This is a genomic window from Rhizobium sp. LCM 4573 (genome assembly GCF_001854865.1).
Lineage (GTDB): Bacteria > Pseudomonadota > Alphaproteobacteria > Rhizobiales > Rhizobiaceae > Neorhizobium.
The window spans coordinates 755747-769515 of record NZ_MDDW01000001.1; the positions used below are offsets into that span (position 1 = coordinate 755747).

The following is a 13769-nucleotide window of genomic DNA, read 5'->3' on the forward strand; positions in this document are numbered from 1 at the left end:
ACGTCAAAATTGTGTGCGCCCGTCGCCGGTCAACCGCGGCGGAAACCCTCGCTGGCGACAAGCAGCCGACGCGTATAATCAGCTGAAAAGGCCCGTTTTTCCAAGGCCTCCGCCGGCATGGTCTCGACAACCTCTCCGCCCTTCATGACAGCCAGCCGCTCGCACATATGGCTGACGACGCCGAGATCGTGACTGACCATCACGAAGGTCAGATTCCGGTCGCGCCGCGCCTGTTCGAGAAGGTTGAGGATTTCCGCCTGAATGGAGGCATCGAGCGCCGAGGTCGGCTCGTCGAGGAGCAGGATTTTCGGCTCCAGAATGAGTGCCCGAGCGATCGCGATGCGCTGCCGCTGGCCGCCGGAGAGCTGATGTGAATAGCGGAAACGGAAGCCATTGCCTAGGCCGACCTCATCCAGCGCGCGGGAAATCCGCGCGTCGATATCGGAAAAGCYGTGAATGAGAAGCGGCTCCAGGAGCAGCCGGTCCACAGTCTGGCGCGGATGGAGCGAACCGTAAGGGTCCTGAAAGACCATCTGGACGGTGCGATAGAATTCCTTGTCGCGCCTGCGGCCGGAATAATTCCTGCCGCTCACCGTGAGCGTGCCTTCATCGAAGCTCACGAGCCCGGCGACGGCGCGCAGCAGCGTCGACTTGCCGGAACCGGATTCCCCCACGATGCCGAAGGACTCGCCTTGACCGACATCGAGGCTCACGCGCTTCAGCGCGGTGAAATCCTCGAAGGTCACGACCATGTTTCGGACGGAAAGCGCCTGGCTCATGCCGCCCACTCCGGCTTGCGTTCGAGAACCGGCAGCGGATGCCGGTCGGAGCCGATCTGCGGCAGGCAGTTCAGGAGCCCCTGCGTATAGGGATGTCTGGCGCTCGCGAGATCGGCGGACGGCAGTTCCTCCACCACGCGTCCGGCATACATGACGATCACCCGGTCGCAGAAGGAGGAGACGAGGCGCAGGTCGTGCGAGATGAAGATCAGCCCCATGCCGCGCTCGGCCACCAGCTTGTCGAGGATCGAAAGCACTTCGAGCTGCACGGTGACGTCGAGCGCCGAGGTGGGCTCGTCGGCGATCAAGAGTTCCGGCCCGCAGATCAGCATCATGGCGATCATGGCGCGCTGGCCCATGCCGCCGGAAACCTCGTGCGGGTAGAGATCGAAGACTCGCTCCGGATCGCGGATCTGCACCGCTTCCAGCATGGAGAGCGTGCGGGCTCTTGCTTCGRCCTGGCTGACCCTTTCGTGCTGACGTAGCGCCTCGATGATCTGCCGGCCGATGGTCATAACCGGGTTCAACGAATATTTCGGATCCTGCAGGATCATCGCGATCCGCCGRCCGCGCAGCGCCCGCCGTTCCCTGGTGCTTGCCGAGAGAAGGTCGATGCCGTCGAAGGCGAGCCGGTTCGCGGTGATCTTCGCATAGCCGGGGGTCAGCCCCATAATGGCCCTCCCCGTCTGCGATTTGCCGGAACCGGATTCCCCGACGATGCCAAGCCGTTCCTTGCCGAGCGTAAACGAAACGCCACGCACGGCCTGTATCTCTCCGGTGCGGGTCGGGAAGGTGACGCGCAGGTCATCGATCGTCAGGAGGGGGGACGTCATTGGCCGGCCTCCTTCGGATCGAGCGCATCGCGCAACCCGTCACCCAACAGGTTGAAACCGAGGCTGACGATCAGGATCGCCGCGCCCGGCATGGCGGCAACCCACCATTGGTCGAGGATGAACCTGCGGCCGGACGCAATCATCGCCCCCCATTCGGGAAGCGGCGGCTGCGCGCCGAGGCCAAGGAAGCCGAGACCCGCGGCGGTCAGGATGATGCCAGCCATGTCGAGCGTCACGCGGACGATGAGCGACGAGAGGCAGAGCGGCATAACGTGGCGCAGGATAATGCGAAAGGGCGAAGCGCCCATCAACTGAACCGCCGCGATGAATTCCGAATTGCGGAAGGTCATGGTCTCGGCTCGAGCGATGCGGGCATAGGGCGGCCATGAGGTGACGGCGATCGCCAGAACCGCGTTCTCGATGCCCGGCCCCAGCGCCGCCACCAGAGCCAGCGCCAGCACGAGCTTCGGGAAGGCGAGGAAGATATCGGTGATGCGCATCAGCACCGCATCGACCCAGCCGCCGGCATAGCCGGAAACTGTGCCGACGATGAGGCCGACGGGAGCGGCGATGATCGCCACCAGCACGACGACGAACAGGGTGAGCCGCGAACCGTGGATGAGGCGCGAGAGGATATCGCGGCCCTGATCGTCGGTTCCGAGCAGGTAGCCGGCGGTGCCCGGCGGCAGGAGCCGCGCATTGCGCAAGTCACCCTGCACCGGATCGTGCGGCGCCAGCACATTCGCGAACGCCGCGACGAACAGCAAGCCGATGATGATCGCAAGCCCGAGCAGCGCCAGCCGGTTTTCCGAAAAGCGCCGCCAGATGACATAGGCCCGGCCCAGCCGCGCCTGCTTGCGCGAGGCCGGACGGTCGGAGAGCAGCCATTCGCGGCTATAGGGTTTGGATGAGGTTTCAGCGATGCTCATCGGCTGCGCGTCCTCGGATCGAGCGTCCGGTAAAGAAGATCGGACAGGAGATTGATGCCGACGAAGACCGCGCCGATGACGATCGTTCCGCCGAGCACCGCGTTCATATCGGCGTTCTGCAGCGAATTGGTGATGTAGAGTCCGAGCCCCGGCCAGGAGAAGATCGTCWCCGTCAGCACCGAGCCTTCCAGCAGCCCCGCATAGGAGAGCGCGATTACCGTCACCAGCGGCACGGCGGCATTGCRAAGCGCATGGAACCAGATGATGCGGGCTTCCGAAAGCCCCTTGGCGCGGGCTGCCACCACATATTCCTGGCTAAGTTCGTTCAGCATGAAGCTGCGCGTCATGCGGCTGATATAGGCAAGAGAGAAATAGCCGAGCAGCGCGCCCGGCAGGATGATGTGCCGGAAAAGATCGCGGAAGACATCCCACTGTCCCTGCCAGGCCGCGTCGATGAGGAAGAAGCCTGTGATGGGCGTGAACRTGTACTCGTAGACGATGTCGATGCGGCCGGGATAGGCTACCCAGCGAAGCTTAGCGTAGAACAGCACGAGCGAGAGCAGACCGAGCCAGAAGATCGGCACGGAATAGCCGATGAGGCCTATCACCCGAACGACCTGGTCGGCGATGCTGCCGCGCTTGACGGCGGCGAGCACGCCGAGCGGCACGCCGAGCACCGCCCCGATGACGGTGCCGATGGTGGCAAGCTCGATCGTCGCCGGGAAGACGCGAGCTATATCCGTCATCACCGGATTTGTGGTGAGTACCGACGTGCCGAAATCGCCGGAGAGCGCCTGTTTCACATAGATATAGAACTGCTGGTAGAGCGGCAGGTTAAGGCCAAGCTCTTCCCTCACCCGCTCCACTACATGGTTGGGCGCGCGGTCGCCGACGATGGCCAGCGCTGGATCGATGGGCACGACGCGCCCAATGAAGAAGGTGACGGCAAGCAGGCCGAAGAAGGTCGTGACGACCGTCACCGCGAAACGCAGGACGGACTTCGCGTAGGACGAGGCACGGCGCCGGTTGCGCCGTGTCGTCACCGATGTTTCAGGCAAGGTCAAGGACGCTGCCCGCTATTCCTTGGAGACCTGGTAGACGAAGTTGGTATCGAAGCTCGGGCCGAGCTTGAAGTCCTTGAGCTTCGAGGAGTGGCCGGCCACTTCCGTCTGCTGGAAAACGATCACGAAGGGGCTGGTGGCGAGCACCTTGCGCTGCAGATCCTCATAGGTCGCGGCGCGTTTGGCGCTGTCCTTTTCCAGTAGCGCGCCCTTTGCCGCGTCGCTGAGTTCGGCCGGAACATCCCAGGCATTGCGCCAAGCGAGCGTCTTGTTGGTGCCCTCGTCGGAATTGTCCGGGTTGATCGTGAAGGTCTCGGCATTCGAGTTCGGGTCGAAATAATCCGAACCCCACTGGCCGATATAGATATCGTGCTGGCGGGCGCGGAACTTGGTCAGCGTCTGCTTGCCGTCGCCGGGGATGATCTCCAGCTTGATGCCGGCCTGGGCGAGCGTCTGCTGCACGCTCTCGGCAATGCCGGTGACCGGCTGCGTGTTGCGCACGTCCATGGTGACGGTGAAGCCGTCGGGAAGGCCGGCCTTGGCAAGCAGCTCCTTGGCCTTGGCCACGTCGAGCTTGTACGGCTTCTCATCCAGAGCGCCGAGCTGGCCCTTCGGCAGGAAGGTCTGGTGGATTTCGCCGATACCCTTGATGAGCGTCGCGCCGATCGCGTCATAGTCGACCAGATATTTGAAGGCCTCGATGACTTCCGGCTTGGCGAGTGTCTCGTTCTTCTGGTTGAGGCTGAAATAGTAGATGGTGCCTTTCGGCGCGGAAGTGAGCGTGAAGCCTTCCTTCTTCGACACGGCATCCATATCGCCCGGCTCAAGATTGCGGGCCACATCGATATCGCCGTTCTCCAGCGCCAGGCGCTGGCCGGCGCTTTCCTTCATGTGGCGGTAGATGACCCGCTTCAGCTTCGGCGCTTCGCCGAAATAGTTCGGATTGGCTTCCAGAACGACCGCTTCATTGGCGCGCCAGGTCACCGTCTTGAACGGACCGGAGCCGGCAAAGCCGGTCTTGAGGAACGCGTTGCCGAAATCGGTATCATATTTGTAATCGTCGCTCGGCGTGACCGGCTTGGCGTTTTCCATCACCAGCTTCTTGTCGACGACGGAAGCGACGGTCGAGGTCAGCACGTTGAGAACGAAGCTCGGCGCATAGGCCTTGTCGACGGTGAGCGTGAAGGTGGTTTCATCGACGGCCTTTGCCTTCTCGGTCACGTTGTCGCCGGTAAGGCCGAACTGCGTGAGAAGGAAGGCGGGCGACTTGTCGAGCTTTACCGCGCGCTCGAAGGAGAATGCCACGTCCTCGGCGGTCAGCGGATTGCCGGAGGCGAATTTGAGGTCCGGCTTCAGCTTGAACGTATAGGTGAGGCCATCGTCGGAAATGGTCCAGCTATCGGCGAGCTCGCCGACCACTTCAGACGTCTTGCTGGGATCGAGACGGACCAGGAGATTATAGGTATTGGCGGTGACTTCCGCCGTGGAAAGCTCGAAGGCTTCGCCGGGATCGAGCGTGATGATGTCGTCGATGGCGAAACCCTCGACGAGCGTGTCGGCCGGCGTTTCGGCGAATGCCTGCGGCGAGGCCGCCAGCATCAGCGCAAACGCTGCGCCGGTGGAAAGCACGCGAAGCCGTTTGTTGAGTGAATTCATCATGGTCGTTCCCCTGTTTTTTTGAACTCTCGAATTTCCGGAGCGCCTATTCGTGCCAGGCTTTCCCCAAAACCCTCAGCCAGTTTTCCCGGCATAATTTCATCAATTCCACGTCAGCGTATCCCGCACCCTTGAGTGCCGCAACCAGATTCTGATTGCCCGCCGCGTCCTGAATATCCTGCGGAATCGAGGCGCCGTCGAAGTCCGAGCCGAGCGATACATGGTCGATCCCCATGCGTTCGACCATGTAGTTAACATGGCGGACCATGTCGGAAAGCGGGGTCCCGACATCGTCTCGGCCGTCGGCTCTCAGCATGGTGACGGCGTAGTTGAGCCCGACGAGCCCACCGCTTTCGCGGATCGCGTCAAGCTGACGGTCGGTGAGGTTGCGGGCGACCGGCGTCAGCGCATGAGCGTTGGAATGGCTGGCGATCAGCGGCTGGTCGGAGGTCTTCGCAACGTCCCAGAAACCTCGCTCGGTGATATGGGCGAGATCGATCAGGATTCCGAGCCGGTTGCAGGCCTTCACGAGTTCAAAGCCGAGCTCGGTAAGCCCCGGCGCGGTATCCGGCGACATGGGATAGGCGAAAGGTACGCCATGGCCGAAGATATTGTGGCGGCTCCAGACGGGCCCGAGCGACCGAAGGCCGGCGGCGTGGAAGACTTCCAGCGCGGCGAGGTCGGGATCAATCGCCTCGCAGCCTTCCATGTGCATGACCGCGGCGAAGATGCCCTCGGCCATTGCCTTGCGGATTTCGCGCGTCGAGCGGCAGAGCCGCCAGGCATTCGCCCGGTCGAGACGCAGCGAAATTGCCGCCATTTCGAGCGCGGTCGAGAGCGACGGCCCGTGCTCCAGCGGGGCTGCAAGCGGCGTCTCGTAATGGCCGTTCTCGTCCGGCTCTTTCAGGATAAGATCGCCTGAAGGCACGTAGATGGCGCAGAGCCCGCCGGCGAGCCCGCCCGCCTTGGCGCGCGGCGCATCGATATGTCCCGCGGGCGTGCCGCTCATGAATTCCGCAACCGGATCGCCGCCGGCCTTCATGTTCCGCCAGAGCCGCAGAAGCACGTCGTTATGGCCGTCGAACACCAGTTCCATGAAAAGAGTCCCGATTTATTGCGAAAGATATTTGTGGTGAGCCGAAACGGCGATCCTAACCGAGCTTCGCCTCTCTACAAGACGGAATCTCGGATCATGCCACCCATTTCCCCTGCTCGCTTTTCTTCAACAGAGGCGTACGGAAGACCCCGACCACCCGCTGCCGCCATTGGGGTCCCTGCGAGTCCAGCCTGTCGTGCCAGCGCTCCGATTGCAGCATGGCCGCACCGATCACCACCGGCTCGATGCCGAGAGAACCCATCAGCGAAAGGCCTGAGATGATGGAGGTTCCGCTGGAGATCACGTCGTCGATCAGCGCCACCCGCTTGCCTTCGATCAGCGGCAGCATTCGCGGATCGACATAGAGCCGCTTGACCTGCTCCGGCGTGGTGATCGAGGAAAGCGGCACGGAAAGGGTCTCGTCGTACCAGAATTTTCGCGAGGTCCCGAGCGGCACGTAGCGAGAGTGGCCAAGCACGCGGGCGACAGCAGCCGCAAGCGTGAGGCCGAGCGTCGGCAGGCCGACAATCACCTCCGGGCGGAAGGCCGAGATCTTGTAGGCGAGATCGGCGGCAAGCACATCCTGCACCTCGAAACTCGCCTGATTTACGATGAGCGAGGCCAGCGCATGCTCCCCATCGGCGAGCGGCCGGATCGGCAGACGAATCTGGCGGCCGTCGTCGAGCGTCGCCGGATAGAAGGCCGAGTGGGGGCCGGCGGGATCGAAGCTCGATGCAGGGTGGACTTCCTGCCAGAATTCATGCGGCTGCATAAGGCTCCCGTATCAATCGAGAAAGACGAGTCGTGAAGCGGAGTCCTACCGCCGCCAGCTTCACCAGCCAACCACTTCCTCGCGATAGCGGCTCACTTCATCGAGAAGCCAGGCGCGGAAGGCAGCAACCGGCCGGAGGTCCACCTTGGCGAACGGCGCCACTGCATAATAGGAACTCGGGCTCTTCACCTGATGCGGAAAGGCTTGGACGAGTTGGCCGCTCGCCAGCTCGGAGTCGATGAGGAAGAGCGGCATCAGCGCCACCCCGAGCCCCGCGATGCAGGCCTGCGCGACGTTGGAGAACTGCTCGAACCTCATTCCCTGCGACGAAGCTCCGGAAATGCCGAGGCTCTGGAACCAATGATCCCAGGCGCCCGGCCGCGAGGCCATGTGCAGAAGCGGCAGGCGCTGGATATCCTCCGGCCGGCGGATCGGGTGTTCCGCAAGGAAAGCCGGCGATGCGACCGGCGCCACCATCTCCTCCATGAGATAGGTGCATTCCGCACCCGGCCAATCCGGCTGGCCGACATGGATTGCCATGTCGATCCCCTCGCGATCGAAATCGAATATGCCGATGCGGGTTGCGAAGTTCAGCGTAACCTCCGGATGGCTGGCGACGAAATGGGGAATTCGCGGCATCAGCCAGCGCGTGCCGAAGGTCGGCAGAATGGCGAGGTTCAACTGGTCGCTATGCCGTTTCGTCATGACCTGCAAGGAAGCCGAGCGGATCTGCGACAGCGCGCCGGCGATGGATTTGGCATAGCTCGCACCCGCCGCGGTCAAGCCGACCCCACGGCTGCTGCGCTCGAAAAGCAGAATGCCCAATTGCTCCTCCAGGCTGGAAACCTGGCGGCTGATCGCCCCTTGTGTCAGCGACAGCTCTTCCGCCGCCGCCGAGAAACTGCCCAGCCGCGCAACGGAATCGAAGGCGGCGAGCGCTGCGGTAGAAGGAAGGAGCTTCCGGCTGAGGTTGACCATGCCTTATTACTATACGTCATAGCTGATTGAGTAAACTCCGCTTGCCCGCGCAGGCAGCCGCATCGATAATCCCGGCAGTCCATAACGGGAGATTTGATTGTGAGCGCACACGCGGCCTTTTCCTGGAGCGATCCGTTTCTTCTTGAAGACCAGCTGACCGACGAGGAGCGGATGATCCGCGATGCGGCCGCCGCCTTCGCCAAGTCCGAGCTTCTGCCGCGCGTTCAGGAAGCCTATCTTTCCGAAACCTCCGAACCCGAGCTCTTCCGCCTCATGGGGCAGGCGGGCCTGCTCGGCGTGACGCTGCCGGAAGAATACGGCGCGGCGAATGCCAATTACGTCTCCTACGGCCTCGTCGCCCGCGAAATCGAGCGTATCGACAGCGGTTACCGTTCGATGATGAGCGTGCAGTCCTCGCTGGTCATCTATCCTATCTTTGCCTACGGCTCCGACGAGCAGAAAAAGAAATACCTGCCGGGCCTCGTCTCCGGCGAGCTGATCGGCTGTTTCGGATTGACCGAGCCAGACGCCGGCTCCGATCCGGGCGGCATGAAGACCCGGGCCGAGAAGATCGAAGGCGGGTTCCGCCTGCGCGGCTCCAAGATGTGGATTTCCAATGCGCCGATCGCCGACGTCTTCGTCGTCTGGGCTAAGTCCGAAGCTCACAACAACGAAATCCGCGGCTTCGTTCTGGAAAAAGGCATGAAGGGCCTCTCCGCTCCGAAGATCGGCGGCAAGCTCTCGCTGCGCGCCTCGATCACAGGCGAGATCGTTCTGGATGGCGTCGAGGTCTCCGAAGATGCGATGCTGCCAAACGTTTCAGGCCTGAAAGGTCCGTTCGGCTGCCTCAACCGCGCCCGCTACGGCATTTCCTGGGGTGTTTTGGGATCTGCCGAAGACTGCTGGTTCCGTGCCCGCCAGTACGGCCTCGACCGTAAACAGTTCGGCAAGCCGCTCGCCGGCATGCAGCTCTACCAGAAGAAGCTTGCCGACATGCAGACCGAAATCGCGCTCGGCCTCCAGGCATCCTTACGCGTCGGCCGGCTGATGGACGAGCATCGCATGGCGCCGGAAATGATCTCAATCGTCAAGCGCAACAACTGCGGCAAGGCGCTGGATATCGCCCGCCAGGCGCGCGACATGCACGGCGGCAACGGCATTCAAATCGAGTTCCATGTCATGCGCCACGCGCAGAACCTGGAAACGGTCAACACCTACGAGGGTACGCATGACGTTCATGCGCTGATCCTCGGCCGCGCCCAGACAGGCATCCAGGCGTTTTTCTGATCTTTCTATCTAAGGGGCGTGGGTGGACACACTCCACGCCGCTTTTCGTCATTGGCTAAATCTGCCCCGTCGTTGTATCAATAACGAGGCCCGCATCGTGCAGCGGGCAAAAAGTCGAGGCAGAAGGACCGTCAAGTATAATGCACGCCAGTAAAGAGGCCTCGGAAAACCCCGCCGGTGAATTCGATGTCGGCGAAAGGCTTCGCAGCGTCCGCCGTCAATACGGACTCTCGCAGCGGGCGCTCRCCATGAAGGCGGGGGTAACGCATTCCCTCGTATCGCTGATCGAGAAGAACAAGGTCAGCCCTTCCGTCTCCTCGCTGAAAAAAATCCTGGAAGCGATCTCCTATCCGCTGACCGATTTCTTCGCGCTGACCCTGCCGCCGGTGGATCAGATATTCTACCGCGCCGACGAGCTTACCCCTCTGTCGAAGGGACCGCTGACGCTACTGCAGGTAGGTGATGCGAAGTCCCACAACGTGCAGATTTTCCACGAATTCTACGAACCGGGTGCGGATACGGGCGAGACAATGCTGCAGCACGATGCCGAGGAAGGCGGCGTTGTCGTAGCCGGCGAACTGGAACTGACCGTCGGAAACCAGACCCGCATCCTAAAAAAAGGCGACGCCTTCCTGTTCGACAGCCGCCTGCCGCACCGTTATCGAAATATCGGCACCGAGCATTGCGAGATCGTCAGCGCCGTCACGCCGCCCTATCTCTGACCTCCGGAGCCGATCAAAAACCGCGTTACCGTGATTGAACCCATTGTCAATTATAGTGGGAATCCCTAGGTCTACGACGTCCGAGACCCCAGCCGGAACTTCGCCATCACGTCAGAGCGGAATTCTTCCACGTCCGATCCTCCCAGCAGCGCAAATGGCCTTCGCCCGAGCGCAGCTTGTTTTGAATGAAGGTGCCTTCCATGACCTATCCAAACGTCAAGCTTTTCATCAACGGCGAGTGGCGCGATGCCATCGGCGGCGAGACCATTCCGGTCGTCGATCCGGCGACCGAAGAAGTGATCGGCCAGATCGCCCATGCCCGCAAGGCCGACCTCGATCTGGCGCTGGAAGCGGCTGCCAGGGGCTTCAAGGTCTGGCGCGACACCGCCGCCTTCGAGCGCTCCAAGCTGATGCGCAAGGCAGCCGACATCCTGCGTTCACGCGCCGACACGATCGCGGTGATGATGACCCGCGAGCAGGGCAAGCCGCTTGCGCAGTCCAAGATGGAAGTCATGGGCGCTGCCGACACGATCGACTGGTTCGCCGAGGAAGCTCGCCGCACCTATGGACAGATCATTCCGGCCCGCTTCACCGGCGTCTCGCAGCTCGCCATCAAGGTGCCGGTCGGACCGGTCGCCGCCTTCACGCCGTGGAATTTTCCGATCAACCAGATCGTCCGCAAGCTTTCGGCCGCCCTTTCCACCGGCTGCTCTATCATCGTCAAGGCTCCGGAAGAGACCCCCGCCTCACCCGCCGAGCTCATCCGCGCCTTCGCCGATGCCGGCATCCCGGCCGGCGTCGTCAACCTGGTTTACGGCGTTCCCGCGGAGATTTCCGAATACCTGATTCCGCATCCGGTGATCCGCAAGATCTCGTTTACCGGCTCCACCCCGGTCGGCAAGCATCTGGCGGCACTCGCCGGCAGGCACATGAAGCGCGCCACCATGGAGCTCGGAGGCCATGCGCCGGCAATCATCTTCAACGACGCCGATCTCGAAAAGGCGATCGAGGTGACGGCGGGAGCGAAGTTCCGCAATGCGGGCCAGGTCTGCGTCGCGCCCACCCGCTTCCTGGTACAGGATGGTATCGCCGACAAGTTCCTCGACGGTTTCGTGAAGGCTGCCAAGGCGATCAAGGTCGGCAACGGTCTGGAGGACGGCGTGACCATGGGGCCGCTCGCCAACGACCGCCGCATCCCGGCCATGGAGGACATGATCAACGACGCCGTTTCGCACGGGGCCGAGATCAAGACCGGCGGGCGCCGGATCGGCAACAAGGGCTACTTCTTCGAGCCCACCGTGGTCGCCGATGTGCCAACTTCCGCCAAGGTGATGAATGACGAGCCCTTTGGGCCCCTCGCCATCGTCAACCGCTTCTCCACCTTCGAGGACGCGATCGAGGAGGCGAACCGGCTGCCCTTCGGCCTTGCTTCCTATGCCTTCACCGGCTCCGTGAAGACCGCCCACGAACTCGGCCGCCAGATGGAAGCCGGCATGCTGACGATCAACCACAATGGCCTTGCGCTGCCCGAAGTGCCCTTCGGCGGCATCAAGGACAGCGGCTATGGTACGGAAGGCGGCTCGGAAGCCACGGAAGCCTATCTGGAGACGCGCTTCGTCAGCCAGATGAGCTGACAACATCTCGTCCGCCGCGGCCCCTCGTCCGCTGCCGCCACCCTCTCCCCGCACGCGGGGAGAGGGTTAGGGTGAGGGGCGAATTACATCACTGCTACGCAGCAAACACCTTCGCGCGCCGAACGGTGACGAACCCGCCCTTGCCGGCTTTCAAGGCCCGTTCAGGCGCCACGTCGAACTCCAGATGCTCGCCGGTTTCGGCCGTCGCGATCACCCTGCGGCCGTCGGCCCGGTCGAGAACGCGGGCAATCACCGCTGGAATGCCCGGCCCCTGCTCAGACCAGTCGAGATCACTCGGCCGCGCATAGAGCTCCGCCTTGCCGTCGACCAATCCGTCCACTTCGATGGATGCTCCGCTTGCATAGGCCTTGCCGTCGCGCACCTCCGCCGAAAGCACGTTGGCATCGCCGAGGAATTTCATCACGAAGGCGGATTGCGGATTGCGGCAAACCTCCTCCGGCGTGCCCTGCTGGACGATCTGGCCGTCCTTCAGGATCACCACGCGGTCGGCGAGATCGAGCGCCTCTTCCTGGTCGTGGGTGACGAAGAGCGTGGTGATGCCGAGTTCCTCATGGATCTCGCGCAGCCACCGGCGCAGGTCCTTGCGCACATTGGCGTCGAGAGCCCCGAAGGGCTCATCGAGCAGCAGTACCTTGGGATCGACGGCAAGCGCACGGGCGAGCGCCACGCGCTGCCGCTGACCGCCGGAAATCTGCGCCGGAAAGCGATCGCCGAGGCCCTCCAGCCGCACCAGCCGCAGGAGTTCGGAAACGCGGGCATCGATGGCAGCCCTCTCCCGCTTCACCTTGGAGACCTTCATGCCGAAGGCGATGTTTTCCGCGACCGTCATATGCGGAAAGAGCGCGTAATGCTGGAAGACGAAGCCGACACCGCGCTCGCGCACCGGAATATCGGTGGCATCCTGATCGCCGAAATAGATGTGGCCACCATCGGAATATTCAAGCCCCGCCACCATACGCAGGATCGTCGTCTTGCCGGAGCCGGAAGGCCCAAGCAGCGCCACCAGCTCGCCGCTCTCGATGTCGAGCGAAACATCCCGCACGGCGCGGAAGGTATCGAAGGTTTTGACCACGTGGTCGAGGCGGATCTTCATGAGCTTTTCTCCGCGGGATTTGCGGCAAGTGCCGGGCGGGGGACGGTCTTGCGGGTGCGGCCGGCACCCTGTCTTTCAAGCGCGACCTTGGCGATGATGGTGAACACGGCGATGATCGCCAGGATGGAGGCCGAGGCAAAGGCGCCGGCCGTCTGATAATCGTGATAGAGCAGCTCGATATGCAGCGGCAGAGTGTTCGTCTGCCCGCGGATATTGCCGGAAACGACCGAGACCGCACCGAACTCGCCCATCACACGCGCGTTGCAGAGCACGACGCCGTAGAGCAGCGCCCATTTGATATTCGGGAGAGTGACCGAAAAGAAGGTGCGCCAGCCGGATGCGCCGAGCGAGGTCGCCGCTTCCTCCAGATCGCGGCCCTGCGACTGCATGAGCGGGATGAGTTCGCGCGCCACGAATGGGGCCGTCACGAACATGGAGGCGAGAATGATGCCGGGCAGCGCAAAAAGGATCTTGATGTCATGCGCATCGAAATAGGGGCCGAAAATTCCCTGCAGGCCGTAGACGAAGAGATAGGCGACACCGGCGACGATCGGCGAAACCGAGAAGGGGATTTCGATGAGGACCAGCAGGAAGCGCTTGCCCCGGAAATCGAATTTGGTGATCGCCCAGGCGGCCGCGACCCCGAAGACGGTATTGACCGGCACGGCAATGAGCGCGGTCACCACCGTCAGCAGGATCGCGTGCCGCGTATCCGGATTGGCGATGGTGGCGCTATAGGTCTTCCAGCCCTGCTTGAACGCTTCGAAGCCGATGACGATGAGAGGCGCCAGAATGAGGAAGGCGCCGATCACCAGCACGGTGCCGATAAGCGCTCTGCGGAAGAGCGGCCCGTCGCCGACGCGCGGCGACTTTCTGCGCCCAAGGCCCGAAGTGAGGTTTGCGCTCAT

The 13769-nt window shown here is 62.6% G+C and carries 13 protein-coding genes; 3 read left to right on the plus strand and 10 right to left on the minus strand.

Annotated features, from left to right (window positions below; translation table 11 throughout):
- Positions 1-29: 29 nt before the first annotated feature.
- From LCM4573_RS03825 to LCM4573_RS03860, 8 genes are all read right to left on the minus strand, one after another.
- A complete protein-coding gene (locus LCM4573_RS03825; protein ID WP_071004604.1) occupies positions 30-779 on the minus strand; it encodes an ABC transporter ATP-binding protein in 750 nt (249 codons plus the stop codon).
- Positions 776-1612, minus strand: a complete 837-nt coding sequence (locus LCM4573_RS03830) for an ABC transporter ATP-binding protein (RefSeq protein ID WP_071004606.1) — start codon at positions 1610-1612, stop codon at positions 776-778. The genes LCM4573_RS03825 and LCM4573_RS03830 overlap by 4 nt, the downstream gene beginning before the upstream one ends.
- Entirely contained in the window at positions 1609-2541 is a 933-nt protein-coding gene (locus LCM4573_RS03835; RefSeq protein WP_071004608.1) for an ABC transporter permease, read from the minus strand. The genes LCM4573_RS03830 and LCM4573_RS03835 overlap by 4 nt, the downstream gene beginning before the upstream one ends.
- Positions 2538-3605, minus strand: a complete 1068-nt coding sequence (locus tag LCM4573_RS03840) for an ABC transporter permease (protein ID WP_071004610.1) — start codon at positions 3603-3605, stop codon at positions 2538-2540. Before LCM4573_RS03840 ends, LCM4573_RS03835 begins: the two co-directional genes overlap by 4 nt.
- A gap of 12 nt (positions 3606-3617) precedes the next feature.
- On the minus strand, positions 3618-5261 hold the full coding sequence (locus LCM4573_RS03845) for an ABC transporter substrate-binding protein (protein ID WP_071004612.1): 1644 nt from the start codon (positions 5259-5261) through the stop codon (positions 3618-3620).
- A 43-nt stretch (positions 5262-5304) separates the two neighbouring features.
- On the minus strand, positions 5305-6354 hold the full coding sequence (locus LCM4573_RS03850) for a dipeptidase (RefSeq protein WP_071004614.1): 1050 nt from the start codon (positions 6352-6354) through the stop codon (positions 5305-5307).
- 94 nt (positions 6355-6448) lie between these two features.
- Complete coding sequence (locus tag LCM4573_RS03855) at positions 6449-7126, minus strand: phosphoribosyltransferase (protein WP_071004615.1); 678 nt, start codon at positions 7124-7126, stop codon at positions 6449-6451.
- Between the two features lie 60 nt (positions 7127-7186).
- Positions 7187-8104, minus strand: a complete 918-nt coding sequence (locus tag LCM4573_RS03860; RefSeq protein ID WP_071004617.1) for a LysR family transcriptional regulator — start codon at positions 8102-8104, stop codon at positions 7187-7189.
- 99 nt (positions 8105-8203) lie between these two features.
- Here LCM4573_RS03860 and LCM4573_RS03865 point away from each other — a divergent pair, with 99 nt between their 5' ends.
- The 3 genes from LCM4573_RS03865 (at position 8204) to LCM4573_RS03875 (ending at position 11747) form a co-directional block, all read left to right on the plus strand.
- Complete coding sequence (locus LCM4573_RS03865) at positions 8204-9391, plus strand: acyl-CoA dehydrogenase (protein WP_071004622.1); 1188 nt, start codon at positions 8204-8206, stop codon at positions 9389-9391.
- Between the two features lie 140 nt (positions 9392-9531).
- Entirely contained in the window at positions 9532-10113 is a 582-nt protein-coding gene (locus tag LCM4573_RS03870; protein ID WP_071004624.1) for a cupin domain-containing protein, read from the plus strand.
- Positions 10114-10313: 200 nt separating this feature from the next.
- On the plus strand, positions 10314-11747 hold the full coding sequence (locus LCM4573_RS03875; protein WP_071004629.1) for an NAD-dependent succinate-semialdehyde dehydrogenase: 1434 nt from the start codon (positions 10314-10316) through the stop codon (positions 11745-11747).
- A 94-nt stretch (positions 11748-11841) separates the two neighbouring features.
- Here the strand turns inward: LCM4573_RS03875 and LCM4573_RS03880 are convergent, their stop codons facing one another.
- Positions 11842-12861: a sulfate/molybdate ABC transporter ATP-binding protein gene (locus LCM4573_RS03880; RefSeq protein WP_071004631.1), complete on the minus strand. Its 1020-nt coding sequence runs from the start codon at positions 12859-12861 to the stop codon at positions 11842-11844.
- Positions 12858-13769, minus strand: coding sequence for a sulfate ABC transporter permease subunit CysW (gene cysW, locus LCM4573_RS03885; RefSeq protein ID WP_071004633.1), 912 nt, complete (start codon positions 13767-13769; stop codon positions 12858-12860). The genes LCM4573_RS03880 and cysW overlap by 4 nt, the downstream gene beginning before the upstream one ends.